The sequence below is a fragment of the Parasphingorhabdus sp. DH2-15 genome (assembly GCF_051668705.1).
Lineage (GTDB): Bacteria > Pseudomonadota > Alphaproteobacteria > Sphingomonadales > Sphingomonadaceae > Alterisphingorhabdus.
Genome location: NZ_CP196351.1, coordinates 2,705,509 through 2,730,168 on the forward strand (window position 1 = coordinate 2,705,509; position 24,660 = coordinate 2,730,168).

21 protein-coding genes and 1 tRNA gene are annotated in these 24,660 nt (G+C 48.7%); 13 read left to right on the plus strand and 9 right to left on the minus strand.

The window, feature by feature from the left end; genetic code table 11:
• Positions 1-4: 4 nt before the first annotated feature.
• Positions 5-2,269 (minus strand): NADP-dependent malic enzyme, encoded by a 2,265-nt coding sequence (locus tag ACR9YC_RS12615; protein WP_438728197.1) that lies wholly within the window; start codon positions 2,267-2,269, stop codon positions 5-7.
• Between the two features lie 293 nt (positions 2,270-2,562).
• Between ACR9YC_RS12615 and mutS the strand changes: the two genes are divergently transcribed.
• Together mutS and ACR9YC_RS12625 are read left to right on the plus strand one after the other, a co-directional pair.
• Positions 2,563-5,127: a DNA mismatch repair protein MutS gene (mutS, locus tag ACR9YC_RS12620; RefSeq protein WP_438731828.1), complete on the plus strand. Its 2,565-nt coding sequence runs from the start codon at positions 2,563-2,565 to the stop codon at positions 5,125-5,127.
• Positions 5,128-5,180: 53 nt separating this feature from the next.
• Positions 5,181-6,065 (plus strand): hypothetical protein, encoded by an 885-nt coding sequence (locus ACR9YC_RS12625; RefSeq protein ID WP_438728200.1) that lies wholly within the window; start codon positions 5,181-5,183, stop codon positions 6,063-6,065.
• 15 nt (positions 6,066-6,080) lie between these two features.
• On the opposite strand, the gene ACR9YC_RS12630 is transcribed toward ACR9YC_RS12625, so the two are convergent.
• Positions 6,081-7,316, minus strand: coding sequence for a NupC/NupG family nucleoside CNT transporter (locus tag ACR9YC_RS12630; RefSeq protein WP_438728202.1), 1,236 nt, complete (start codon positions 7,314-7,316; stop codon positions 6,081-6,083).
• 162 nt (positions 7,317-7,478) lie between these two features.
• Here ACR9YC_RS12630 and ACR9YC_RS12635 point away from each other — a divergent pair, with 162 nt between their 5' ends.
• The 5 genes from ACR9YC_RS12635 (at position 7,479) to ACR9YC_RS12655 (ending at position 11,120) form a co-directional block, all read left to right on the plus strand.
• Complete coding sequence (locus tag ACR9YC_RS12635; protein ID WP_438728204.1) at positions 7,479-8,123, plus strand: queuosine precursor transporter; 645 nt, start codon at positions 7,479-7,481, stop codon at positions 8,121-8,123.
• 236 nt (positions 8,124-8,359) lie between these two features.
• A complete protein-coding gene (locus ACR9YC_RS12640) occupies positions 8,360-8,557 on the plus strand; it encodes a YggT family protein (RefSeq protein ID WP_438728206.1) in 198 nt (65 codons plus the stop codon).
• A 93-nt stretch (positions 8,558-8,650) separates the two neighbouring features.
• Positions 8,651-9,592 carry a bifunctional methylenetetrahydrofolate dehydrogenase/methenyltetrahydrofolate cyclohydrolase FolD gene (gene folD / locus ACR9YC_RS12645; protein WP_438728208.1) on the plus strand — a complete coding sequence of 314 codons (942 nt, stop codon included), beginning with the start codon at positions 8,651-8,653 and terminating at the stop codon, positions 9,590-9,592.
• A gap of 1 nt (position 9,593) precedes the next feature.
• Positions 9,594-10,451 carry a hypothetical protein gene (locus ACR9YC_RS12650; protein ID WP_438728210.1) on the plus strand — a complete coding sequence of 286 codons (858 nt, stop codon included), beginning with the start codon at positions 9,594-9,596 and terminating at the stop codon, positions 10,449-10,451.
• Positions 10,452-11,120, plus strand: coding sequence for a MarC family protein (locus ACR9YC_RS12655; protein WP_438728211.1), 669 nt, complete (start codon positions 10,452-10,454; stop codon positions 11,118-11,120).
• Between the two features lie 8 nt (positions 11,121-11,128).
• Here the strand turns inward: ACR9YC_RS12655 and ACR9YC_RS12660 are convergent, their stop codons facing one another.
• Complete coding sequence (locus ACR9YC_RS12660; RefSeq protein ID WP_438731830.1) at positions 11,129-11,758, minus strand: LON peptidase substrate-binding domain-containing protein; 630 nt, start codon at positions 11,756-11,758, stop codon at positions 11,129-11,131.
• 8 nt (positions 11,759-11,766) lie between these two features.
• Positions 11,767-12,672, minus strand: a complete 906-nt coding sequence (locus ACR9YC_RS12665) for a tetratricopeptide repeat protein (protein WP_438731833.1) — start codon at positions 12,670-12,672, stop codon at positions 11,767-11,769.
• Positions 12,673-12,903: 231 nt separating this feature from the next.
• On the opposite strand from ACR9YC_RS12665, the gene ACR9YC_RS12670 reads away from it, so the two are divergent.
• A tRNA-Gly gene (locus ACR9YC_RS12670) sits at positions 12,904-12,978 on the plus strand.
• A gap of 492 nt (positions 12,979-13,470) precedes the next feature.
• Here the strand turns inward: ACR9YC_RS12670 and ACR9YC_RS12675 are convergent.
• From ACR9YC_RS12675 to ACR9YC_RS12695, 5 genes are all read right to left on the minus strand, one after another.
• The gene (locus ACR9YC_RS12675; RefSeq protein ID WP_438728214.1) at positions 13,471-14,658 is read right to left on the minus strand and encodes an HNH endonuclease; all 1,188 of its coding nucleotides are present in this window, start codon (positions 14,656-14,658) and stop codon (positions 13,471-13,473) included.
• 46 nt (positions 14,659-14,704) lie between these two features.
• On the minus strand, positions 14,705-17,335 hold the full coding sequence (locus ACR9YC_RS12680) for a DEAD/DEAH box helicase (RefSeq protein ID WP_438728216.1): 2,631 nt from the start codon (positions 17,333-17,335) through the stop codon (positions 14,705-14,707).
• A complete protein-coding gene (locus ACR9YC_RS12685; RefSeq protein ID WP_438728218.1) occupies positions 17,332-18,330 on the minus strand; it encodes a HamA C-terminal domain-containing protein in 999 nt (332 codons plus the stop codon). Before ACR9YC_RS12685 ends, ACR9YC_RS12680 begins: the two co-directional genes overlap by 4 nt.
• 85 nt (positions 18,331-18,415) lie before the next feature.
• Positions 18,416-19,762, minus strand: coding sequence for a relaxase/mobilization nuclease domain-containing protein (locus ACR9YC_RS12690; RefSeq protein WP_438728219.1), 1,347 nt, complete (start codon positions 19,760-19,762; stop codon positions 18,416-18,418).
• Positions 19,746-20,063 carry a plasmid mobilization protein gene (locus tag ACR9YC_RS12695; RefSeq protein WP_438728221.1) on the minus strand — a complete coding sequence of 106 codons (318 nt, stop codon included), beginning with the start codon at positions 20,061-20,063 and terminating at the stop codon, positions 19,746-19,748. The genes ACR9YC_RS12690 and ACR9YC_RS12695 overlap by 17 nt, the downstream gene beginning before the upstream one ends.
• Before the next feature lie 358 nt (positions 20,064-20,421).
• Here ACR9YC_RS12695 and ACR9YC_RS12700 point away from each other — a divergent pair, with 358 nt between their 5' ends.
• The 5 genes from ACR9YC_RS12700 to ACR9YC_RS12720 all read left to right on the plus strand — a co-directional run bounded on the left by ACR9YC_RS12700 (position 20,422) and on the right by ACR9YC_RS12720 (position 24,607).
• A complete protein-coding gene (locus tag ACR9YC_RS12700) occupies positions 20,422-20,688 on the plus strand; it encodes a hypothetical protein (RefSeq protein WP_438728223.1) in 267 nt (88 codons plus the stop codon).
• Positions 20,689-20,798: 110 nt separating this feature from the next.
• Entirely contained in the window at positions 20,799-21,107 is a 309-nt protein-coding gene (locus ACR9YC_RS12705) for a hypothetical protein (RefSeq protein ID WP_438728225.1), read from the plus strand.
• Positions 21,108-21,161: 54 nt separating this feature from the next.
• The gene (locus tag ACR9YC_RS12710; RefSeq protein ID WP_438728227.1) at positions 21,162-23,243 is read left to right on the plus strand and encodes a type IV secretory system conjugative DNA transfer family protein; all 2,082 of its coding nucleotides are present in this window, start codon (positions 21,162-21,164) and stop codon (positions 23,241-23,243) included.
• The gene (locus ACR9YC_RS12715) at positions 23,236-24,267 is read left to right on the plus strand and encodes a hypothetical protein (RefSeq protein ID WP_438728229.1); all 1,032 of its coding nucleotides are present in this window, start codon (positions 23,236-23,238) and stop codon (positions 24,265-24,267) included. The genes ACR9YC_RS12710 and ACR9YC_RS12715 overlap by 8 nt, the downstream gene beginning before the upstream one ends.
• A 70-nt stretch (positions 24,268-24,337) precedes the next feature.
• A complete protein-coding gene (locus ACR9YC_RS12720) occupies positions 24,338-24,607 on the plus strand; it encodes a hypothetical protein (RefSeq protein WP_438728231.1) in 270 nt (89 codons plus the stop codon).
• Positions 24,608-24,660 lie beyond the last annotated feature (53 nt).

Below are 24,660 nucleotides of genomic sequence, written 5' to 3' on the forward strand. Positions count from 1 at the left end.
GCGATTAGGCAACAACTCCAGCCGACGCCAGAACGGCAAGCGTAACCAGTTCGCTCGCGCTGGCCGACATTGCGGCGACCTGCACTGGTTTCTCAAGGCCCATGTTGATCGGCCCGATCATCGAATCACCGCCCAATTCGCGCAGCATCTTGGCGGACAAATTGGCAGATTGCAGGCCCGGCATGATAAGCACATTGGCAGGACCAGGCAGTCGGCAAAATGGGTAATTGGCCATCAGATCAGGGTTTAGCGCAACGTCCGGCGCCATTTCTCCTTCATAGGCAAAGTCAGGCTTTTGATCGTCCAATATCGCCACTGCTTCACGCAGATTTTCCAACCATTTGCCCGGGGGGTTACCAAAGGTCGAATAGCTGAGGAACGCAACGCGCGGTTCATGGCCCAATTTACGGGCCACACCCGCAGTCTGTGTCGCAATATGCGCCAGCATTTCAGCATCAGGCCGTTCATTGACCGTGGTGTCGGCAATAAAGACTGTATGACTCTTGCCAACCATCACATGGATGCCAAATGGCACTGCATCGGGAGCAGGGTCAAGGACACGGCGCACTTCGCGCATGGTCTGGCTGAATGTTCTGGTGATACCACTGATCATTGCATCGGCTTGGCCAAGTTTCAGCAAAGCGGCAGAAAAAATATTCCGGTCTTGATTGACCATGCGCTGAATATCCCGGCGCAAATAGCCGCGCCGGTGCAGACGCTGATAAAGAACCTCGACCATATCCTTGACCAATTTCGAATTGGCGCTGTTGTGGATCTCAAAACTCTCAGGATCTTTCACCGCAAGCTCTTCCAACTTGGCGCGGACCTTTTTATCGCGTCCAACCAGAACCGGCGTGCCATAGCCACCATCGCGGAATTGTATTGCCGCGCGCAGCACAACCTCTTCTTCTGCTTCAGCAAAAACGACGCGCTTCGGATTAGCACGGGCACTTTCATAAACCTGTGTCAAAACCGATGTGGTCGGGTTCAAACGCCCACGCAATTCGTGGCGATAAGCCTCCATGTCTTCAATCGGTTTTTGCGCAACGCCTGTGTCCATTGCAGCCTGTGCAACGGCGGATGATACAACCTCCATAAGGCGCGGGTCAAAAGGCGCGGGAATGATATAATCTTCACCAAATTGCTTGGCAGCGCCGCCATAAGCTGCGGCAACTTCCTCATGTACCTGCAAGCGGGCCAGCTCAGCAATCGCATTGGCTGCGGCGACCTTCATTTCTTCATTGATTCGGGTTGCGCGAACATCCAACGCTCCGCGGAAGATAAACGGAAAGCCCAGAACATTGTTCACCTGATTGGGGAAATCGCTACGCCCCGTTGCAACAATCGCATCAGGCCGCGCTTCTTTCGCGACGGGTGGTAATATTTCAGGGTCAGGGTTTGCCATCGCAAAAATGATCGGGCGCTTGGCCATTTGTTTGACCATATCGCCAGTCAAAACATTGCCAGCCGACAAGCCCAAAAACAGATCGGCCCCAACCAGTGCATCTTTTAATTCGCGGCAATCAGTTTCCACGGCATGGGCAGATTTCCACTGGTCCATACTGCTTTCACGGCCCTTATAAATCACCCCGGACCGGTCACACATTAAAACATTATCATGCACCACTCCCATGGCTTTGAGCAATTCGGTACATGCAATTGCCGCTGAACCAGCACCATTGACCACCACTTTCAGGTCTTTAAGTTCACGGTTCGTCAACAGGCACGCATTGATCACGCCCGCTGCAGTAATAATCGCTGTGCCGTGCTGATCATCGTGAAATACCGGAATATTCATCCGCTCACGCAAAGTCTGCTCAATGATAAAACATTCCGGTGCGCCGATATCTTCCAGATTGATGCCGCCAAAACTTGGCTCCAGCAGTTCGACCGCTTTGATAAAGGCATCGCTGTCTTCTGTATCAACTTCCAGATCAATAGAGTCGACATCGGCAAAGCGTTTGAACAGCACAGCCTTGCCTTCCATCACTGGCTTGGAAGCCAAAGCGCCAAGATTGCCAAGACCCAAAATCGCAGTACCATTGGAAATGACCGCTACCAGATTGCCTTTTGCAGTATAATCATATGCAAGGGATGGATCATCCGCTATCGCTCGCACCGGTACAGCCACACCAGGCGAATAAGCAAGGCTGAGATCGCGCTGCGTTGCCATAGGCTTTGATGCGATGATCTCTATCTTTCCAGGGCGCCCATCAGAGTGAAAAAGCAGCGCTTCGCGCTCAGTAAATTCAACCTTGTTATCTGGCATTTCTATCCCTCAAAATTATATGGACGATACAGAGCGAGTCATGCTCGTCACGAAATAGGCTGCTATCCAGTTTTCTGGATGCGATGATGGCTCCTCTTTACACCAGTCACCACACTTTGCCACTGTCATTTGATACACAAGACGTAACTGCAAAGCGCAATCGACTGGTGATGATGTTCATCTGTGTCTTTTCGCAAGCTATGCCACACGCTATCTCTATGCTTATGGCGAAATCCACATCACATGAACAGTCTGTACAAAAAGGTAACGGCAAAGCCAAAGCGCCAACGCCGATGATGGCGCAATTTCTGGAACTGAAAAGTCAGGCTCCGGATTGCTTGCTATTTTATCGCATGGGTGATTTTTTTGAGCTGTTTTTTGATGATGCCAAAGCCGCTGCACAAACACTCGATATTGCGCTGACCAGCCGCGGCGAACATCTGGGTGAGCCAGTGCCGATGTGCGGTGTCCCTGTGCATGCGGCAGAGGCATATTTGGCACGGCTGATTCGCGGCGGGCATAAAGTGGCCATTGCTGAGCAGACAGAGACCCCTGCCGAAGCCAAGGCGCGCGGATCAAAATCACTGGTGGCACGAGATATTGTCCGCTTTGTCACCGCTGGTACTTTGACCGAAGAAACATTGCTTGATGCAAAGGCCAATAATGTGCTGGTCGCGATTGCCTGTGTGCGCGGTGATTATGCGCTGGCCAGCGCGGACATATCAACCGGCCAGTTTGCGATAATCCGCATAGAGGAAAGCGGCCTCTCTGCAGAATTGGCGCGATTAGCACCGGGTGAAATCATTGCTGCACCATCTGTCGGACCCAAATCTCCCAACTGGGATATCCGCCCAACACAAGAGTTTGACAGCGAAAGCGGCGACACGCTTTTGCGCGCTGAATTCTCGATAGACAGCAGCACCTTCCATCGCAGCGAACTTTCAGCCGCAGCGGGTCTTATAAACTATTTGCGCCATGTCGGGCGCGGTCAGACTGGCTTTCTGCAAGCCCCAATACGCCATGATAATAGCCGCTTTCTCGCCATGGATGCAGCCACTAGGGAAAGCCTGGAAATTACGCAAAGCAATATGGGTGGGCGCGCGCTCAGCCTGCTCGGCAGTATCGACCGAACCGTAACTGGTGCGGGTGCGCGGCTTTTGGCGCAAGACCTTGCTTCACCGCTTTATGACAAAGGGGCTATCATGCACCGTCATACGGCAGTGCAATGGCTGCATGGTGATGCCTTGCTGCGCGATACTATGGGTGAAGCGCTCAAGGCCATTCCCGATATTGGCCGGGCCTTGGGGCGTATCGTTGCAGGGCGCGGTACACCGCGTGATCTGGGGCAGGTGCGTGATGGGTTGGATGCTGCTCGCAATTTGCGCGAAAACCTCTCGACCCTTCATGACCTGCCGGAATTGATACAGGAGCTATTGCCCTGCCTTGATGGGCATGGTGAGTTGGTAGATCTATTATTCCGTGCGCTGGTAACCAGCCCGCCAACAGAACGCAGCAAAGGCGGATATATCGCTAGCGGCTATGATGAAGCGCTGGATGATTTGCGCATAACATCCAAAGATGCTCGCACTGCCATTGCCGCACTGGAACAGAAATATCGCAATGAGACCGGCATAACCGCGCTGAAGATCAAGCATAATGCCGTACTGGGCTATTTCATTGAGGTGCCACCGCGTCATGGTGATGCCCTTATGGCGGAAGATAGCGGTTTTACCCATCGCCAGACTTTGGCCAATGCCGTACGCTTTAATGCGGGTGCCCTGCATGAAGAGGCCTTGCGGATTACCGAAGCCGGCAGCCGCGCATTATTGGCAGAAGAGGCGCATTTTGAGGAACTGGTGGCAGCAACTACGAAGCGGGCAAAGACCATAGCCATAACGGCTGATGCTTTGGCACGTATGGATGTTGCATTGTCCCATGCCTGCTGCGCAGCGGACAATGGCTGGGTACGGCCAGAGCTAACCGAAGGGAATGAACTGGCCATAGAAGCCGGACGCCACCCTGTGGTCGAAGCTGCTTTGGCTAAACAGAATGAAACATTCATCGCCAACCATTGTAGCCTATCGGACAGTGACAGGGTGTGGCTGATTTCCGGCCCCAATATGGGCGGCAAATCCACCTTTTTGCGGCAAAATGCTCTGATTATCATATTGGCGCAGGCCGGAGCCTTTGTGCCTGCCAAGCGTGCGACTATCGGGCTGGTAGACCGTGTGTTCAGCCGCGTGGGCGCATCAGATAATCTGGCACGCGGGCAATCCACCTTCATGGTGGAAATGGTCGAGACGGCCGCGATTTTGCGCGAGGCCAGCGCCAACAGCTTTGTGATATTGGATGAGGTAGGCCGCGGCACATCCACCTATGACGGGCTAGCATTGGCATGGGCGGTGGTTGAGGCCGTGCATGAGATCAACCAATGCCGCTGTCTCTTCGCCACCCATTATCACGAACTGACCCGGCTGGCAGAGCAGCTCAGCGCGCTATCGCTCCATCATGTCCGCGCCAAAGAGTGGCAGGGCGATCTGGTGCTGATGCACGAATTGGCGGAAGGGCCAGCCGATCGCAGCTATGGCTTGGCCGTCGCCAAACTGGCCGGAGTGCCGCCGCCAGTATTAACCCGTGCCAAATCCGTATTGGACCGGCTGGAAGAAGGCCGCGCCGCAACGGGCGGTCTGGCTGCCGGATTAGGTGACTTACCGCTTTTCGCAGCCGCCATTGAGCAAGCTCCTGCGCCTGCAAAAGACACGCTGCGCGAAAGGCTGGAAACACTAGACGTCGATAATCTCAGCCCGCGCGAGGCATTAGAGCAACTTTACACGCTTAAGAATTTAATGAATAGTTAGTTTGTTGTCCAACTATATGAACTCATTTATGTGAAATATAAAGAAGGGATATTATGGCCATACTAAACGCATTATTATTGGCAGCTGCAACTGCTTGTAGCCCATTGCAAGGATGGGAGGATATAGCGACAGTTTCGAGCGATAAAATTCTCGTTTTTGGCGAAACACATGGAACCAGCGAGTCACCCAAAGCCGTTGAAGAATATATTTGTGCACTTCTAGAGCGAGACGAAACTGTCCTGCTTGCCATAGAGTTTAGCGCGACAACCAATAATGGGTTTCAAACGGCATGGCGTAAACCGCATGCACAATTTCGCGAAGCATTGTTCGATAATGTTGCGTCTTGGAGCAACAGAGATGATGGTGTTGCTAGTGAAGCGATGCTGAATATGTTGGTACGACTTCACAAATTCAAATCTGAAGGCAGCGATATCAATATCGTCGCCTTTAATGGCACTCGCAATGCCGAGCAAACAAGTAAATTCCAACATTTGTTAGCTCAGGGGCCGCATGAAGCGGCGCAGGCGGAAAATATTTATGTGGCCAGCATCGCTCGCCCCTATAATCGGGTTATCGTGTTGGTTGGCTCCTTGCATGCACAAAAAGCTCAAGAAAATTGGGATGGTGCAATTTTCGATCCAATGGCCGCAAGATTGGCGCAATATACGCCTGCCCTGACCCTGATACAGGCCAATCATGCGGGCGAACACTGGTCGTGTAGGTTGACGCCGGAAGCCTTGGAAAACCACAGTTTAGACCATAACAACCTTACCGACGATGACATTATTTGTGGTCCTAACACTAGCAAGGCCAACACTTATGGTCAGAAATCAGTAACTATGGGGCTTTGGCATGCAGATGACGACACCGCACCCAAAGGCTTTGACGGCTATTTTCATATTGGCGCTATCACAGCTTCGCCACCGGCAAAGCGATAAACATAAAACCCTAAGCTAGAATGACAGCCCAATAAACAAACCGGCCAGAGCCGCGCTCATAAGATTGGCGAGCGATCCGGCGGCCAAGGCTTTCAGGCCCAAGCGCGCAATCACGGGGCGTTGATTCGGGGCCAGACTTCCCGTCACCGCCATTTGGATGGCAATGGATGAGAAATTGGCAAAGCCGCACAGCGCAAAAGTGGTGATGGCAACGCTGATTTCTGACAGGCCTTGCGCTTCACCCAATGAGATAAAGGCAACAAATTCGTTCAGTACAATTTTGGTGCCGAACAGACCGCCCGCAACGCCCGATTCTTCCCATGGAACACCCAGCAGATACATGATCGGCCCGAAAATATTGCCAACCAGTTGTTGAAAGCTCAGCCCTTCATAGCCGAACACGCCGCCAACCCAGCCTAGAAAGCCATTAGCCATCGCCACCAATGCCACAAAAGCCAGCACCATAGCGCCAACCATGACAGCCAGTTTCACACCCGTTTGCGCACCCATACTGGCGGCCATAATGATATTGGCCGGTGGTTCATCTTCATATTGCACATCCATAGGCAAAACTGCATTGCGGTCAGCATCAGCGGGATCGTCCGGCATGATGATTTTTGCCATCAAAATGCCGCCCGGTGCAGACATGAAGGCGGCGGCGAGGAGATAATTAATCTCTACGCCCATCGCTGCGTAAGCCACCAAAATAGTGCCCGCGACACCTGCCATGCCGACACTCATCACCGTGAACAATTGCGCCGGGGTCAGGTCGCGCAAATAGGGTTTGATGACCAGAGGGGATTCAGACTGACCAACAAAGATATTGGCCGCTGCACATAAGGATTCCACTTTAGAAACGCCGGTAATAGTCTCAATCGCGCCGCCCACCCATTTGATAATGAACTGCATGATATTGAGATAATAAAGGATGGATACGAGCGCGGAGAAGAAGATGATGACCGGCAATGCGGCTATGGCAAAACTGTTGCCGCCAATATCCGGAGACGCCAATGGTCCGAAGATAAAGCCAGTCCCCTCAGCCGCAAAGCCCAGCAAATTTGACACGCCGGTCGACATGGTGGCAATCACCAGCTTGCCTTGCGGCACATAAAGGACCAGCAAGGCGATGCCTGCCTGCAAGCCGAATGCCGCCAGCACTATACGGGGGCGAATAGCACGGCGATTATTGGATAACAGTATAGCGAGCAGCAAGATCACCGCCATGCCTGCTAAACTCATAAAAATTGCCATAAATATCTGCCCCCGGAAAAACGTAATCGCAAAGCTGTTCTTTGCGCAGGATAACGATGCCTTACCACTTGTGCGAGAGGAAATGCACGTTAGTCATGGTTTTACTGCCCGATATGTTAGGGGGAGAGATTGGGCCTTGCTGGCTCGGAGAGAATTTTGATCATGACAAATGAAAAAACAATCACTGTCCCGCGGTCCCTTTTTGCTTTTTCGGTTTTTTATGGCGGCATGGTCTGTCTGGCCGGGATATTGGCGAATAAGCAAGTGGAAATATTTGGCCAATTGCATGTCGAGGCTGGAATTTTTGCATTCATTTTATTGGTTATGATCTCCAGCGCGATTGCCGAACTGCATGGACGTACAGCAGCAAACCGCTTGGTTGCCTATGGTTTTGGGCCGCTGATCTTCTCCATCTTCCTGACATTCTTTGTGCTCTGGCTGGAACCTGCCCCCGAAATGCCATCTGAAACGCTGGAAGCGTTTAATGAGATTATGGGGTCAACACCGCGCATATGGGTTGGCGGTATCATGGCCTATGGTGTCGGCCAGTTTCTCAATGTCTTTCTCTTCTCTCGCTTAACCAGCGCTACCGGGAAATGGGTGGGGCTGAGAGCGGTTATCGCTGGCGTTATCAGCCAGATTGTCGACACGCTAATCTTCATCACCGTGTCCTTTTACGGCGAATTTCCGATCACGCAGCTGCTTATTGGTCAGATGATTGCGAAAATCGTTCTGGCAATGATCCTTGTGCCTTTGGTGATTGTGCTGCTGGTGCGCTTTGGGCGGTGGCTGGATGGCACCCAATAGTCTGTTACTTCCATATCAGTCCGATCCAACAAAAGCCGTTGGTCGAAAAACCGCGGCTTTTGCTTGCAGATCATGCGGGATACGACTAGGGGTATTACTCAAGCAAGACACCTAGGTAATGACATTCTAATAAGGATATATCCCCCATGCTGCTGTTGTTGACAAAAATTCTTAGTTACCTACTGACTATTTTTTTGGGCATTATCATTGTTAACTTTGTGTTGAGCCTATTGGTCATGTTCAATGTAATTTCACCTGCCAATGAGGCAGTTCGCGCTATCCAGTCATCATTGAATCAGGTGCTGGATCCAATACTGGAACCTGTGCGCAGGTTCATGCCTGATACTGGTGCTATTGACTTTTCGCCTATTGTGATAATGGCTGGCATACAGATATTGCTGTGGGTGCTAGAAGATATTGCTCAGCAGGTCTAATATATGCAACCGGCTTATTTGTATAATATCCCATGCACAAATTAGTAGGTCTGGCTCTAGATAAATCATTACACACGCCATATAGCGCTGTCTATGACAGACACCGCGCCCGAACAGACCACATACAGCCCACATATTATTGATGGCAAAGCCTTTGCCGCCAATTTGCGGCAGCGCGTCGCCGATATGGTGCCGCCCTTTGTCGGTGCATTGGGCCGCGCGCCGGGGCTGGCGGTTGTGTTGGTGGGCGATGATCCAGCCAGCAATGTCTATGTCCGTTCCAAGCATAAGGCCTGTGTCGCGGCGGGGATGGAAAGTTTCGAACATCGCCTGCCCGCCGCTACCAGCGAGCAAGACCTGTTGGCGCTGATTGAAATCCTCAATGCTGATGAGCAGGTTGATGGCATATTGGTACAATTGCCTTTGCCGGACCATTTGGATGACAAAGCCGTTATTGCCGCGATTGACCCGGCAAAGGATGTGGATGGCTTTCACATCATCAATGCCGGCAAACTGGCCGTTGGTGAAAGCGCCATGGTGCCTTGCACACCTTTGGGCAGCCTAATGCTGTTGAAGGATACCTATCGCGCAAAAACCGGCGGTGATCTTTCCGGCCTGCACGCCATTGTCGTGGGCCGCTCCAATATTGTTGGCAAACCCATGGCGCAATTGCTGCTGAATGAAAATTGCACCGTCACCATTGCGCACAGCCGCACCCGCAATTTGCCCGATCTGGTGAAGACGGCAGACATTGTGGTCGCCGCCGTTGGCCGTACAGAGATGGTTAAGGGCGCGTGGCTCAAATCAGGGGCCGTTGTTATTGATGTTGGTATCAACCGACTGCCGCCCGAGCCTGGTGCGGACAAGGGTCGGCTGGTGGGTGATGTTGCAACCAAAGAGGCACTGGCCAGCGATATTCTGGCCATCACACCCGTGCCCGGAGGGGTCGGGCCTATGACAATTGCCTGTCTGCTGCGCAATACTTTGGTGGCCGCTCATCGCCGCACCGGCTTGGCCGACCCAGTGGGAGTATAAAGTGCGCAATACCATATTTTTGGGGCTGATTGCCCTGTTGTCAGCCAGCAGCTTGGCTGCTCAAGACAGGTCACAGACCTCCCAAAATCGCCCGAATAGAGGGGGGCAATCTGTTCCTTCATCCAGCCCCAGTGTCATTGTTGCGGCGGAATCGCGCTTCGAACGGTTGGCCAGAGAAGAAGGACTCTGGACAGCGTTTCGTGAAACGGCGACCGATGATGCATTCAGTTTTACCCCCAATTTGCAAAGCGTTGCTGAATGGCTGAATAATCGCAAAGACCCTGCTGAATCCCCAACATGGGACCCTTATCACGTCATTATGTCATGTGATGGCAGCCTAGCCGCTTCGCGCGGGGCATGGTCATCTATTGATGGCAGTGAAACCGGTTACTACACGACCATCTGGCAGCGCCAGAGAAAAGGCGGGTATAAATGGGTCTTCGATCATGCTTCAAACGTGCCATCGGTTGATGGTGAGGCCAATGCTGTGACCAGTCAGCGCGGCGATTGCCAGCGTGCCCAGCGCAGAAATGATCGTAATGAGAACGCGCAACAAGACGGCCTGCCACAGGGCGAAACACAATCGCCACCCAGCGACAGGGGCGGCGCTCAGCGCAATGGCCGTAAAACCAAAAAGCGCAAACCGAGAGATCCTCTACCAGTAGCGATCAATATAAGCGGTGCACATAAAACCGTTTCTGGTCACTCATTCGACCGCACCCTTATCTGGAAAGCCATTCAAAGGCCTGACGGAACGCGAACGCTTAATGTTGAGTTATTGAAAGATGGCGAATATATCACCGTCATCAATGATGAACTTGGCACAATTCGCCAAACAACCGAGAAACCACAACCATAAATGCTTGAACTGTTTGTCTCTGCTTTCATCACATTTTTTGTTGTGATTGATCCGCCAGGCTGCGCACCGATTTATGCCAGCCTGACCAGTGATGCGTCGGCGAAATTGCGGCGCGATATGGCCATTCGTGCGATTGGAATCGCTGCACTCATTCTCGCAATCTTTGCTCTGTTCGGCAATAATCTGCTGAATGCCTTAGGTATCACGCTCGATGCTTTTCGCATCGCAGGCGGTATCATGCTGTTCATTATCGCACTGGAGATGGTGTTTGAAAAACGCACAGAGCGACGCGAAAGTAGAGCGCAAGCTGTCGCAGATGATGACGAAGCCGAAGATGTTTCCGTCTTTCCCATGGCAATGCCCATGATTGCAGGGCCGGGTTCTATCGCCACGATCATGCTTTTGTTCAGTCAATATGAAAAGCTGGAGGATCAACTGGTTATCGGCGGCGCGCTTTTGTCCGTTCTGTTGTTGACTTTGTTCGCGCTACTCGCAGCCGGACCATTACTCAAATTGGTTGGTCAAAAAGTTGAAGCGGTAATTACACGATTGCTAGGTGTCATCTTGGCCGCATTGGCAGCACAATTTATTATTGATGGCTTGATCGCCAGTTTCTTGCCAGTACTTCAAAACGCATCAGAAGTACCGCTGGCTGTTTTGCTTGGCTGACCCGGCCATTATTGCAGCGTTACCGTATCATCGCCTCTGTCGCGGCGGCCGAAAAACTGCATGAGTTGCACCAATAGCTGTGCACGATCGGCCAGATTATTGGCTTCCAGCAAGGCCTGTTTTGCAGCGCCGTCAAATGGTGCAATCTGCGCCACGCCATTGACCATGGACAGATCATCAAGACTGGCCACCGATTCCCAATCGACATTATAACCTTGCGCATCAGCAAAGGCGCGGGCCTGTTTTTCCAGCGCCTCACGCTTGCTTTTTTCCAATGTCAGGTCCGCAGGGTTTTCCTCGATTAATTCGCCTTCAACCTGGCGAAAGGGTGTCGTAACATCCAGCTCGCGCAGCATATGGAAGCGGGCAACACCATCAAGGATGACATTATACCGCCCATCATCCAGAACTTCGACATCGGCTATGCGGCCCAGGCAACCCATTGTGTAGAGCGCTGGCTTATCATCCGATGCGCCGGCTTGATCCAATGGCTGGATCATGCCGATTTGCCGATCACGCGCCATAGCATCTGTCACCATAGCTTTGTAGCGCGGTTCAAACATGTGCAGCGGCAATTGCAGGCCGGGAAACAAAATCACACCCGGCAGTGGAAAGATTGTGATGCGCTGTGCAACCATGGTTTTGCTCAACCGAACAATATGGCGGAAAGTTTGCGCCGTGTCGTTGCTACCCAAGGGTCTTCCAACCCAACAGTATCAAATATCTGCAGCAAGCGGGTTTTGGCAGCGCCCTCATTCCATTCTCTATCCGCGCTGATAATCGCAAGCAACGCATCCGCTGCCTCGTCGCGTTGCCCTTCTGCCCATAAGGCGTTGGCATAGTCCAGCCGCAATTGATGGTCATCCGGCGCAGATTGTACCTCCGCAGCGAGCCGCGCGGCCTCACCTGCTTCAACATTGGTCTCCAAAGCCAGAGCAAGCGCCGATGCAGCGCGTTTCAATTGCTCGCTGCCCTGCATAGTGTCTGGCAATCCGCTCATCACTGATTGAGCCTCTTCAACCATGCCGGCAGCAACCAGCGCTCTTACCAAACCTGCTTGAGCCTCCGCGCTATCGGGCTGCATATCGACGATTTGCTGAAATATACTGGCGGCGCGTTGTCCATCGCCGCTGGTCAATATGTCTTCGCCCATGGCCAATAAAGGCGCAATATCGGTTTGCTGTTCAGCCGCGCCTGCTTCGATCGGCAGTTTCGCCAAGAGCTGATCAAGCGATTGTTTCAGCTGGGTCTCTGTGCGCGCACTGGTCAGGTTGGCCACTGGCTGGCCCTGAAAAATCGCATAGACGGTTGGAATAGACTGAACCTGAAACTGGCTGGCGATAAAGCCATTGGCATCAACATCGATTTTTTCCAGCACTACGCCTTTATCAGCATATTCCGCCGCAACCTTTTCCAGCACCGGCGCAAGCTGTTTGCATGGCCCACACCACTCAGCCCAGAAATCGAGTATCACCAGCTTTGTCATGCTTGGCTCAACAATATCTTTCTTGAAAGCCTCAATCGCTTTTTGCTGATCAGGGGACATTCCCATAGTCGCCACAATATTTCTCCGTAAACAATGTTGCCAAAATGCGGGACAAATGCCGCAAAACCTATTCTCTACCCTTCCAAATAGGGTGGCTTGCAGCGAATGTCACCCGCCTGAACACAATCAATATGACGATGTTTGGTGATATGATGAAAAAAGGCTCTTGCCGGATGCGCAAACCCATGTTAGCTGCGCCCATCTTACCTGCCGAAGAACAAAAGATTCGGCCGCCGAGCGGGCGTAGCTCAGGGGTAGAGCACAACCTTGCCAAGGTTGGGGTCGGGCGTTCGAATCGCCTCGCCCGCTCCATATTTTAGGACTCCCCTAAAGTATTGAAATACAACATAAAAAATCGTTTATATTGGCCTGTGTAGGTACTGTGTAGAAGAATTTGCGGATTCGTTGATTGTAGGCGTTCGGCAAAAAGGTAGCTCGTGGCAGTTTCGATGACGCCCTCCCGCTCTCGTTGCAAGCGATTGCAGGCACCACTACCCCAAGTCCTCCACTTTCAAGTTGATCTGCCTTGCACTGCTCCTCTTGGATAGTAGTCGGCAATACAAAGTCAATTGAGCTGTTTTAGTTCAAGAAGTACTAAATATGCCTGACGTCTATCACTTCGGAATACTCCGTTTCAATACTTAGCTTCCGAAGTCATCCCGGATTACCGTCACATACGATATACCCGTGTAGCCGTTGATGCTTCTGAACTGATCATATTTCGATTTAAGGGCGTTGTAGAGTGGGTTCCAATCAAGCGATTATGGCGAAGAGTATTCGGCAAAACCACTTGAGCTATAGCCATCAACAGTCTGGCAAAGACGACGGGTCAATCCTTGCGTTTTCGACAGCGGCTAATTCTGCATTAGGTCGTGCCTTCAAGCAGTGAGCTATGTAATCTGGAAAAGATAACGGTCCGACAGCCTTACCAAGACAAGGAACGGTCAACCAAAAATTCCCATCTCTATATTCAGCAGGCAAGCGTGCAGTCAGTTCTTTGTCGTCGGTGACTTGTATTCCCATAGTGCGACCAGATGGTGTGACAACGGTTAGCGCCAGTTTTTCATCAATAGCCTGTAGAAGTAGATGCCACGCTCCGCTCCATGTTAGAACCTCTAAATCAGGATTCTTATTTGCAGCGAAATACCCTGTTCCCCTTATTGGAATTTCACGCCTTCGTTTGACGTTAGCCTGACGAAAGGCTTTGCGGAGATCATGGCCGTGCGGATGGTGGGTAAAATCAGAGCCAAATAGCTGGCAACCTACCGCTAGTGCGACCTTACATAGAAAGCGAATATCGCTATCTGCTCGAATTTGCACTTGAGCTTTTATCTTCCTTTCGGCCGTGACTGCATCAGTAATCGCGTCAATAACCCTCAAATCTGCTGCTTGCTTTGAGTCTCTACGGTTTATGTTCTTGAACGCTTTCCATTTAGCAGGGATATCCATATTCACGACGTAGCGCTCTGCCCGTTTGAAGTGTTTAGCGAACGAAGCGAGTGCAGCGATAATCCAGTATTCTGTGTCAGATGCTAGGGCAATAAAAGCGCGGCCAGCTTTCACTTTCTTTGCTCTCGGATCGCCGCCTAAATAGGAAGTCCAAAGCTCCTCGGACTCTTGGGGTCTAATATGAACAATGGTTGCCCCACAGGCCCACACCCACAAATCAGCTACTTCCCCATTCTCGGTAATTTCATCTGATAACTTCCCAAGATAATCGAGTGGAAGTAGAGTCTGCATTGGATCGGTAAGGGACATATACTCGTGCGCACCGGAACCGCGCTCAGTATTGCCTGCCCAGCCTCGAATAAATGCACCATCAACAAATACGCCAGCCATCGAATTACAGCGGCGGCAGACATTACGCGTGCGCCAAAACTCAGAAAGATAGTCGCCGCCTAGAGCATCAGGCCAAATATGCTCATCGGAAAACTCTGCGCTTGTTTTCACCACACCACAATAAATGCAAAGCGTCTTGCTATCAGTTCCCATGGCAGCTCTCTACGCACCAGTTTCTAAGAGGTCTGAATGTCATACTTTAGGACTGCAAAGCAGTCCGAATCCTCATATTATCGTGGCGCTTAACTAGCTCCCTGATTTCACGTTTGACCAAGTTTGGAATATCGAGACTCTCCCACTCTTCACTAGCGAGAAAATCAAAAGCCTGTTGTTCATCAAGGTCATCTCTCGCAAGAAAGTCACTTATTTCTATCGAGCTGGTGCGCGAAAGGCCAAGGCCTAGGAACGAGAGAAGGGTTGAGGTACTCACGCCAAATTCAAGGTATAGATCAAAAGGCAAGTCAGTCGGGAAGTCGGCAATTCGGTCGCACCTTTCATAATGGAATCGCAAAATATCCAAGTAGGCAGCCAAATATTTTGGCGCTTTAAAACGAGCAAATTCCTCAACGAATTTCATCGTGTCCCGTATAATTTTAGCGTAATTGATTTCCCCAGGATTCTTATCTCGTTCACGCCTGATTGCACCGTTTATCATAAAGCCCAGCTTCTTCCCGCGAATCCAGTCTCTCGTTATATACGCGGCCGCCCACTGCAACCCATCATTTCCAAAAGCTGGTGCTAAGGTTTGATCAATGCGCTCGAACACCTGTTTTAGTCCGAGTACTATATCATCATCACCAGGATAGGGTGGAAGTAGCAGTTCTAGCTCTGTCGTATGCTTTTCAAACATCGCCAACAGAGATTGCATTGAGATGGCTGTGATACCAGGATGAGCATTCACTATTTCCTGCGGAATAGAAACCTCACTGAGCGCTTCTTTTATGGCCTCTTCAAGAGCTACAACATCGTCATTATCTGCACGCTTGACAGAAGGTGCGTCGAGTATGGTCCCATTTCGGGTATGCCATGCCATTAGATAAGCAGATACCGGCTCAAAGCGTTCATTATGTGCTATACTGGCCAGGATCTTACGATCCTTAACGTATTGCGCGATATCTAAAGGACTTTGTAGAACCGTGTCAGTTTCCCGTTCAACCGGATAAGCCGTTTTCGCAGGAACGCCCTTTGGCCAAGCATCAGGAATATGGGGATCGACACACACAATATTCCCATGAAAGTCTGCACCCCAGCGGCCTGCACGCCCTGCTAAGTTCCAAAAATCTTGAGGGGACATATGCGTGCCCACCCCCTTCCTTGGTCCTCGCATTATTATGGTGCGGCAAGCTAAATTAACGCCTTCGATCAATGTCGATGTACAGACTAAGAATCGAATTTTTCCGTTTCTAAATAACCTTTCTATCTCGTTTCTAAGGATCGTTGGCATATTTCCGTAATGGAAGGCCACACCAGCCTTAACCAATTTGACCAGCAGAAAGCGATTGTGAATGGCGCTGCGACAGAAATCCGATAAGTCCTGTAGCTCTTCATCTTGCGCTGCGTCAGATACCTTGCCCTGCGCAATCAACCCGTCGTAAATTTGAAAGGCAATTTTTTCGGCATCGCCTGCACGATTTGCATAAATAAGCGTGCCGGACGTGTCCTTTCCCAAAGCGAGCGCTGTAAAGGACAGCTTCTTTAATACGCTCCCATCATGTTTCTCATGCAGAGAAAACGTACCAACTGGCTCTTTGGTGTCTTGATCCTCGAATAGCGTCAGCTCCCATTTTTGCGGTTTGCGAAATACCTGCCTCGCAAGCAGCAAATTCTGTGTGACTGTTGGAGTAATCCCTGGAACAACCGCACCAGTAATTTCCTTGGGTGCATCATCCAAGAGAGCTTCGGGGTTTTTTGCATGGGGCGTAAGGAAAACAAACTTACAGTCCGAATTGGCGCGCACGACTCTCTCAATAGCGTCCTGCAGTATTACACCGCGACTCCCATCGTTTAGCTTTTGGGCTTCGTCGACTATCGCAATTTGTATGGCTGGGGGATCGTCGAATGCGTTGAAAAATAGATGTAGTCGCTCTTGAGTTAACACCAATATCGTAGGCACAGTGGCATCGCCAAGTTGTTTCATAGGCAAGGAAGCAACTCTCAAACTTGGGATGCTGAACCCCTCACTCATTTCTATGATTTGTTTTTCGATTTCGCCAACCAATGCACGCGTGGGCGCAAGAAAAACTGCTAACTTTGATCGCTTGTTTTCAAACTCACTCAACAACCAATTTAGAACCAAATATGTCTTTCCTGCAGCCGTTGGGGCGGTAGCCGAAGTCCAATCTGAGTTTGTCAATTTCGACCATAAATCAAATTGAAACTCGCTACCGTTAATCACCGATTTCTCGTTAATAGTTATAGTCGTTTCAATTGCGCGCCGCGTGTTTAGCAGCATTTCTGTAACGCCAAGCCTTCCTGACAAATTCGGGGCGATAATTTCTTTTTGGACGGCCATATCAACTGTCCTACGATTAGCGAGCTGCGATAGTATAACTGCACCTGCATCTCTCAATATAGGTTTTTCACCAAACACCAATGCAGCCTGCGCGACCATAACGGCCACTTCTAGTTCAACCCGTTGATCGCTTTCAGCGAGTATGCTGGAAGCAAGGAGGAGTCTTTGCCACGCTGGTTCACGTTCATGAGTATTATCAGGCGATTCAATAACTCCTTCGCCAAAAGCTCGGCGAGCGCTCCATCGGCGCAATTCAGATATTTCCGCTGCTATACCGTCATCAGAACGCAACCATTCGCGAAATTCAGAGGTATTCACTGCTCACCCCTTAGCATACTCAAAAATACTTTTCGGAACTCCTCGACCGATCTGAGCGGCACACAGATAAAATGTATGTCAAAGATCGATAGGTTTTCCTCGCCCACACGCTTCCCAACATGAGCTTGCCATTTGGGTATTTCAGCTTTCAAAGAAGCTTCAATCTCTTTCCAAATACCAGCATCTTCGGCTTGTGGGAACTTATCAGAATCAAACCCAACTAAGGCAAATCCGCACAATCTAAGATTTTTCGCTTTGGGGTGATCTGGATCAAAGAAGCGCTTTAATGCAGCAACAGCATCAGGATTACCCAAATCAGCATATTCATTGATTAGGAATATGTCTCTTGCATTGGTAGCTCCACTACCAAACTCTTCACGCAGAAATGGTGCAAGTGATTTGAGACAGTCAGTGATTGCCGACGTAGGGTTTTCATAAAGTTTTGACTCCCCCCAATAGACATTTAGATACCCGTCGCTATCGGCGGAAGCATAGACGCCATCCGCTCCATGATAGTGCATGGAAGTGGACGTCTTTAAACTCATTTTGCACAAGATTTGCGTTAAATTGAAAACAGCCTCGGCAAGAGCAAAGAGTAAGAACTCTCCTCCTTCGCCACTTTTCTTCAAATCTGTAAACGCGTCTTTTGCCTGAGCATGAAGCTTAATAATTGCTGCAGGCGAGCCAGTTTCGTTAAATGTCCTCTGCGCAGCTTCTATCGATTTTCTAGGAATTGCGTATTCTACAACTCGCTGAAAGAGAAACTCCGCCAATGGTTCTGGCTTCATCCGACCGTGCGCATCCAATGAGGGCGCATAGCAATGAACTTTGGTTTTTGTTCCACCGATAAGATAGTCATTATCTAGAATTTGCAGATGGGCATCAGTAATTTTTGGTCCACCACGCACCGCTTCTAAAAGTAAATTCTGCAAATCTGGATCGAAACCAAGATCCTCAACCTGCTCATCACCTGCATCTATAAATTGACTATCCATACCTTAAACAAACAACAATTCAGGAGATAGTGCAAAGTTTTCTTTAGAATAACTTGCTTTTATCGTTCTTAGCTAAACTAATTAGTCAGCGCTCAAACCCTCTCTTGCGATCATGCGGCATACCTGTTCTGCCAACGCCATGCTTAGTTAAATACTGCCCAATCCTAAATTCTCTCCAAGCTTCTTTTCGGTCAACGCCGCGCTGTTTCCATTCGGCTTTGAGTTTCGCATTGTCCATAGATTGCTTGAATTTAATGTCTTTTCGTTCTTGATAAAAGCGAGATAGGTTCTTCTCTTTCTGCTTATTACCAACCGCTTTGAAATAAGCATGATATTTTGCAATTTCTTTATTCTGATCTGCATTAAATTTGCGAATGTTTCTGGCTTGCCGTTTGCTTAAATTCTCATGCCTTGCTTGCTTCGATGACATTAACTTAAACACGCGCCCAACAGTGTTTTGCCGCTCTTCACCATGGGCTTGCTTTTCACGTATTCCAGAAACAATATTTTTAACGCGACCCAAAAGCCTTTTTTCACGACGTTCAAATAGGCGTTGCTCAGCGTCATGCCTTTTTTTCATACCTTGCTTCACAGGCTTATTTTTTTCTAAAATATCACGCCTAGATTGCTTCTGTTTGCTTTTTACTTTTGCAGTGATTCCAGCCTTACGAGCTTTATGGCCTGCAGCTAATTCATCCCATTGCTGCTTATGCTTATTCTGCATCTCACGGCCTTTACGTGAGAGAGCCAAATCTTTTTCTTTTTCGGATTGGCTTAGTGCTTTTGCCTCTTCTGGTCTTCGCTGCGCTAAGGTTTTGGCCTTAGCTTCTATCTCGTGAATGTGCCGAGGTTTATCTTTGGCGGCTCGTGTAAATTGTTTAAGCACTTCACGGGCTTGATTGTTCTTCACTCGTTCCTTGCACCATATTTTACCGCGATGCTCTTCATAGGCTTGTGCCCATTTCGATAGATTTAATTTCTCTTTGGATGATGATAGCATTCTCCCATCAATGGGAGACACACGATTGACCATGATATGCACATGAGGGTGCGGTTCATCATTATGACATACGATTAATGCTTGATGCTTACCTGCGCCAAGTACGTCAAGCGTATCATATGCTGCTTGTTGCATCTCCTCTTTAGTGAGATGCTTCTTTTCATCGGGATGCCATGCAAGAGAATAAGTTAGCACAACATTATCTGATTTCCTGCCCGTTGCAGGAATGCCAGCTTGGGTTTTTAATCTATGCTGGCACATAGCGGTTGCGGCCATGACGCGCCAGGCAACATCAGGATCATCGGTGGCTAAATTGCGTGTCTCTGCCCATTCAACGCGCTCATTCGTATCTGCATCTTTATCGTGCAGATAATATTGAGCAGCACCTTTAAAACTGGTTCCTTTGGCAGCAATCTTAGGAACCATATGCATTACTCACTTTCGCCAATGTCTCATTGAATTTCATAAGCAAGGCGTCAAGGTGCTGAGGGTCACACCCCGAAAGTCCAGCCGAAGCGACACGATTAAATTCAAGCCCGAGACGATTAAGTTCTGTGAGTATTGCTGCGTCGTGAATTCCACTCGATGTGGGGACACGCGCATTAAGCATCAGTCTGCGTACATAGGCCGCTAAGCTGATGCCCGCATTGGCAGCTTGTTTTTCTAGGATGGTCTTCTCGGCGAGCGTCAGGCGAAGCGCAAGTGTCTCACTGCGCTTTTCATGTTCGTCCATTATAGGCCGACCGATCTTCTTCAAAACAAGCTCCACACATGCGAAAGCCAGAAATGTAAGTGCAATGCAGCATTTAGTTTTTGTTTAACAAAAACACATCTGGCTACTCTCTATTTGCCATAATATTATATTTACAATAAGATTTCAAATCAAAACCAAGAGTTGATTCGTTAACGCGTCAAATTACCAATAAAATAAACATGAGATTTGCATACGATCGCATGCTCATGATGAGATGGTTTTCTAATGATAAAATAATTAATTTTCTTAATGACGAAGATTATTTTGTCATAGCTGTCGAATATTTTATCCACTTCTGATATTAGCGCTCCTGCGATTCTGTTTTAGGAGAAAGACAATGGCGGGTGATCCTTCGGATAAGATTCCAGAGGCGATTAAGGATCATAAACCAAAACAAACGCTGGAGATGAACACGCCAGGTGGACGCGGTCTTCAAAAAGCAAACGCAGAAAAGAAAGATTTTCAAAGCTTTACAGAAAAACGTCGCAGTGATGCACAGCGCCTTGCTAAAATGGATAAATATAAAGCTCCAGAAAAAGAGAATGTCCGAGAGGGCAATAAAAATATGGTGAGGAAAGAATTCAACAAAGAGGTAGAGCGATAGAACAAGAAACCGCCAATGATGATATTTATTATGCACACCGCCTATCATCAAAGGCGGTGCGCACCTCTTGCGGTGAAGTCTACCCTGTCACCATGCATAATAAATTCTGGATGATGGTTACCCAACTGGCAAAAGTTGACTGGTGCAGTGAAACAGATTTGGCAGACCATGCACAAAGGATGTATGAAAGCTGTGAACCAGAAGAAGATATAGCTTTCCAGGACTTGTTTTGGGCTGTTGTTAAGGGTGACTATGGGCGCGTAATGGCTGTGCTCAATGGTCATATCAATGACAACATACCTCAACCTTCACTTAAACCAGAGTTTCCTGACTATCTGAAAAATCAAATCACGGCACCCTTCGGCTGTCGTGATTTACCTGTGGTCGCAGCAAGCAATCAAAATAACAACTATTCCTAGTCCTTAGTCTTAAGCTCTAGTTGAGTTTCGGGCGTTCTGAGTTGGAGTCCCAAAATGACGAATTCTATTGTTTCTGCTGATGCCGATATAAACCGTAGGCCATTAGCTACTGCTAGGCTGGTTCCTCAAAAGGTGATAGACCAACAAGGCTATCAAAAAGGTGACTTTTGGCTAGGCCGCTCACTTTCCGGGCGACCTTTTGGATGGTATGAGGATTTGAATTTTCTGACTTGCGCAGGGCCTCGTTCCGGCAAAGGAATCTCAACCGTTATTCCTAATTTGCTTCTCTATCCGGGCAGTGCCGTGGTTGTTGATCCAAAAGGTGAGCTAGCAGAACTCACTGCCGCCTATCGGAAAGACAAGCTCGGTCAAAAAGTCATCGTGCTTGATCCGGCAGGTGTTGCCGATATCCCTGATGACCTGCGCGGTACATTTAACCCACTAGGCGCATTGGCAACCTATGACGACAAGGATGTGGTTTCCGCTGCACAGTCTATCGCATCAGGTATTGTTGTTCCCAATCCAGCATCGAAAGAGCCTTTTTGGGAGCAAAGCGCTCTCAATTTCATTCAGAATGTCATTCTCTACATCTTGAAGAAATTTCCAGCTGAAGAACGCACCCTGATGAAATTGAGAGAGACGTGCGCATCAGGTGATATCACTCTGTTCAATGAGTTTGTCGAACTCAAGCGTGAAGATAACCCGGATTTTGAAGCTGATATTGCAATGGCACAAGAGATGCTGCTGGATAACATGGCAGCAATGGATGAATTTGGGGGTGTCGTCCGTGAGGCTGCTTCAAAAATCAGGAATTTTGGCGATCAAACACGCGGCAATGTTCTTGGTAATGTCATGACCAATCTTGATTTCCTCAATGATCCGCGACTTTGGGATAATCTGGTTCACAGCACTGATCCCGATACGACATTTGAGTTGAGCGAATTGAGGGATCAAGAGCAATTCATAACGGTCTATCTGTGCCTGCCAACTGACATGATGCAGCTGCAAGGACGCTGGCTTAGATTAGTATGCGCGCAGATTATTCAATATATCGAGCGAAGTAAGAAATTTGAGAAATCAGAACACCTGCCAGTGTTGATGATGATTGACGAATTTTTTCAGCTTGGGCCGTTCCCTTCTATAGTCAACACATTGACTTACGCACCGAGTTTTGGTCTCAGGCTTTGGCTTATCATTCAGGATTTAAATCAACTCAAAATTAATTACCCCAAAGAATGGGAAACGATCCTTGGTGCTTGTGGTGTGAAACAGTTTTTCGGAGTGAATGAGCTGACAACGGCAAAATATGTGTCTGAGCTTGTTGGTCAAGCTGAAGTCGATGTGCCTACAATCACAATGACGCAAAACCAGTCTGAAACAAAAGGAAAGACTGACTCTAAAACGCATGGGACATCAACAACGGAAACGTTTAGTACCTCGCATAGCCGAACAATTGGCAACTCACATTCTCATACGTCAGGTAAGACCGTTACCGACAGTTTTTCGAATACATCTGGCACTAGTAGTTCAAGCTCCAAAGGAACGTCTGGGGGGGCATCAACCAGTACCTCAAAGGGCGAGAATGAGGGCTGGTCACAAGCCACAAATAGCTCAACATCAAAAGGTAACAGCGCTAATTTCAATCGTCCAAACCAAGTCTTGCCAACATCGACTTCAAAAAGTGGTGGATCGTCGCAAGGATCAAACCAAGGCACCTCCGGCGGGACATCATTTTCTATAACAGACGGAAAAAACAGTGGTTGGTCAGACCAGCACACGCACTCCACTAATAATAGCACAACATATGGTCGCTCAACTGGGTTTAATACATCTGACACTTACACGACCAATGAAAGCAAAACAGTTACCAGAACGCATTCAATGGCTTACGGCGTAAATCGCTCTCGTACCGAAGCACTATCGCAATCAGCAACACAAGGGCAGTCATTGGCTTCTGGCACAACCAAGCAAACAAGGAGCCTATTTCGTCCTGAAGAACTATTGCAAGCGTTCACAAAAGATAATCAAATCCAACTTGTGTATATTCGCGACCGGGGGGCCCATCTTTTGGTGCGAACACCTTATTTTGCGGACAGGGATTTTTTCAAGAAAATTGAGAGCACTAACAATGACTAAAAATCGAATCCCAAGTGATGGTGCGCGGTATAATAGGTCTGAGACTCTCGAGCAAAACGTAGATGATAAGCCGGTCAATCTTGATGAATCAATGGATAGCTACCACGAGGAAGAACGGAAGTTAAAAAAACAACTCGAAGATTTGGAGGATGATTATAGTGAACTTGAAGACAAATTTTATGAGAACGCAAATCAGCTCAAAAAGGTTATTGAAAACAAAGAGAAATACGAAAAGATTATAGCAGGCGAAGATGATAGAGTGGTACTTAGAGATCAAAAGATTGCTGATCTCGAAGCATCTAATGAATCACTCGCGTCTTCACTTTCTAAGCATCAAGATGCAATTAAATTATGGTCTGAAAATGCGGATATACTGACTGAGAAATTAGAAACCGAAAAACAATTTTCAAAAGGCTGGCGCAAGCGAGAACAAAAACTAACTTTTCAGTTTTGGAGTCTGGCAATTCTCGGCCTTGCTGGCACTATCTGGGGAAGTTTGGGTAATCCACTTCCATCTTTTGATGGCAACGAAGAGTATCTCTCACCATCGGGAAAAACGGCTGACGAACAAATGATTGCGTGCATCATGCAGTCGAAATCTGGGCAATTAGAACGGGATTTAGAGTTAAACAAAAAAGTCACATGGATGGCCGAAAAACCCGACTTTTACCTGTCTCCAAAAAACAGTGACATAGACAATCATGACGGAATATTTGCCAGTAACTTAGATCATAAAAGACAAGGATTAGGGAATAGAACAATAGCTTTTTCTGGAACATTCACGACTCAATCAGGCGCACGAATGAGTGGAGCCACCATCAACGGTTTTTATGTTGCTCCTGTTTTGGGTACTGATAATTGCCGATTCATCTGGAAGGGCACTTTGTATGCCGACAAGGGGAATAAGGCTTACCTTCTAAACGAGAACTCTACCGGAGCTATTTCGTTGCAAGCAACCATGCCAGAAAACCAAAGGTCTCTTGAGGGAGCAAAATGGTATTTCATGGATTTTCATTATTACTAATTATAATTATAAAACAGTTATTTAGACGAGAAGTTTGCACTAATCTTAGCAATTTTGTCATAATTTAAGTATGACAGAAATATTGCCACAATTTAAGGATTTGAAAGTACGTTTCTTTGTAGCAGCAACAGGTGTAGAAGGTGAACCAGTAGGCGAGCTTAAGCGCGTTCATGCTTTCCCGACGGAAACCAATTGGTGCTGGCAAAAGGCATTTGTTGATAGTGATGAACTTCCTCTCCTTGGGATGCAAAGGGATATCATTGCTGATGCGGTGCCTAGGCATGATTTGGGGGAAGCAACCGTTGAGCTTGTCAAGCTACGTCCTGCTGGAATGGAATAATCCTTACCCCATTATCCTTTTACGATTATATCACTTCTATTAATAAAGAGCTC

Bases quoted from the DNA above. Each gene is read 5' to 3' on its own strand.
- ACR9YC_RS12615 (WP_438728197.1), bottom strand. From the start codon at position 2,269: ATGCCAGATAACAAGGTTGAATTTACTGAGCGCGAAGCGCTGCTTTTT.
- mutS (WP_438731828.1), top strand. From the start codon at position 2,563: ATGATGGCGCAATTTCTGGAACTGAAAAGTCAGGCTCCGGATTGCTTG.
- ACR9YC_RS12625 (WP_438728200.1), top strand. From the start codon at position 5,181: ATGGCCATACTAAACGCATTATTATTGGCAGCTGCAACTGCTTGTAGC.
- ACR9YC_RS12630 (WP_438728202.1), bottom strand. From the start codon at position 7,316: ATGGCAATTTTTATGAGTTTAGCAGGCATGGCGGTGATCTTGCTGCTC.
- ACR9YC_RS12635 (WP_438728204.1), top strand. From the start codon at position 7,479: ATGACAAATGAAAAAACAATCACTGTCCCGCGGTCCCTTTTTGCTTTT.
- ACR9YC_RS12640 (WP_438728206.1), top strand. From the start codon at position 8,360: ATGTTCAATGTAATTTCACCTGCCAATGAGGCAGTTCGCGCTATCCAG.
- folD (WP_438728208.1), top strand. From the start codon at position 8,651: ATGACAGACACCGCGCCCGAACAGACCACATACAGCCCACATATTATT.
- ACR9YC_RS12655 (WP_438728211.1), top strand. From the start codon at position 10,452: ATGCTTGAACTGTTTGTCTCTGCTTTCATCACATTTTTTGTTGTGATT.
- ACR9YC_RS12660 (WP_438731830.1), bottom strand. From the start codon at position 11,758: ATGGTTGCACAGCGCATCACAATCTTTCCACTGCCGGGTGTGATTTTG.
- ACR9YC_RS12665 (WP_438731833.1), bottom strand. From the start codon at position 12,672: ATGGGAATGTCCCCTGATCAGCAAAAAGCGATTGAGGCTTTCAAGAAA.
- ACR9YC_RS12675 (WP_438728214.1), bottom strand. From the start codon at position 14,658: ATGGGAACTGATAGCAAGACGCTTTGCATTTATTGTGGTGTGGTGAAA.
- ACR9YC_RS12685 (WP_438728218.1), bottom strand. From the start codon at position 18,330: ATGGATAGTCAATTTATAGATGCAGGTGATGAGCAGGTTGAGGATCTT.
- ACR9YC_RS12690 (WP_438728219.1), bottom strand. From the start codon at position 19,762: ATGCATATGGTTCCTAAGATTGCTGCCAAAGGAACCAGTTTTAAAGGT.
- ACR9YC_RS12695 (WP_438728221.1), bottom strand. From the start codon at position 20,063: ATGGACGAACATGAAAAGCGCAGTGAGACACTTGCGCTTCGCCTGACG.
- ACR9YC_RS12700 (WP_438728223.1), top strand. From the start codon at position 20,422: ATGGCGGGTGATCCTTCGGATAAGATTCCAGAGGCGATTAAGGATCAT.
- ACR9YC_RS12705 (WP_438728225.1), top strand. From the start codon at position 20,799: ATGATGGTTACCCAACTGGCAAAAGTTGACTGGTGCAGTGAAACAGAT.
- ACR9YC_RS12710 (WP_438728227.1), top strand. From the start codon at position 21,162: ATGACGAATTCTATTGTTTCTGCTGATGCCGATATAAACCGTAGGCCA.
- ACR9YC_RS12715 (WP_438728229.1), top strand. From the start codon at position 23,236: ATGACTAAAAATCGAATCCCAAGTGATGGTGCGCGGTATAATAGGTCT.
- ACR9YC_RS12720 (WP_438728231.1), top strand. From the start codon at position 24,338: ATGACAGAAATATTGCCACAATTTAAGGATTTGAAAGTACGTTTCTTT.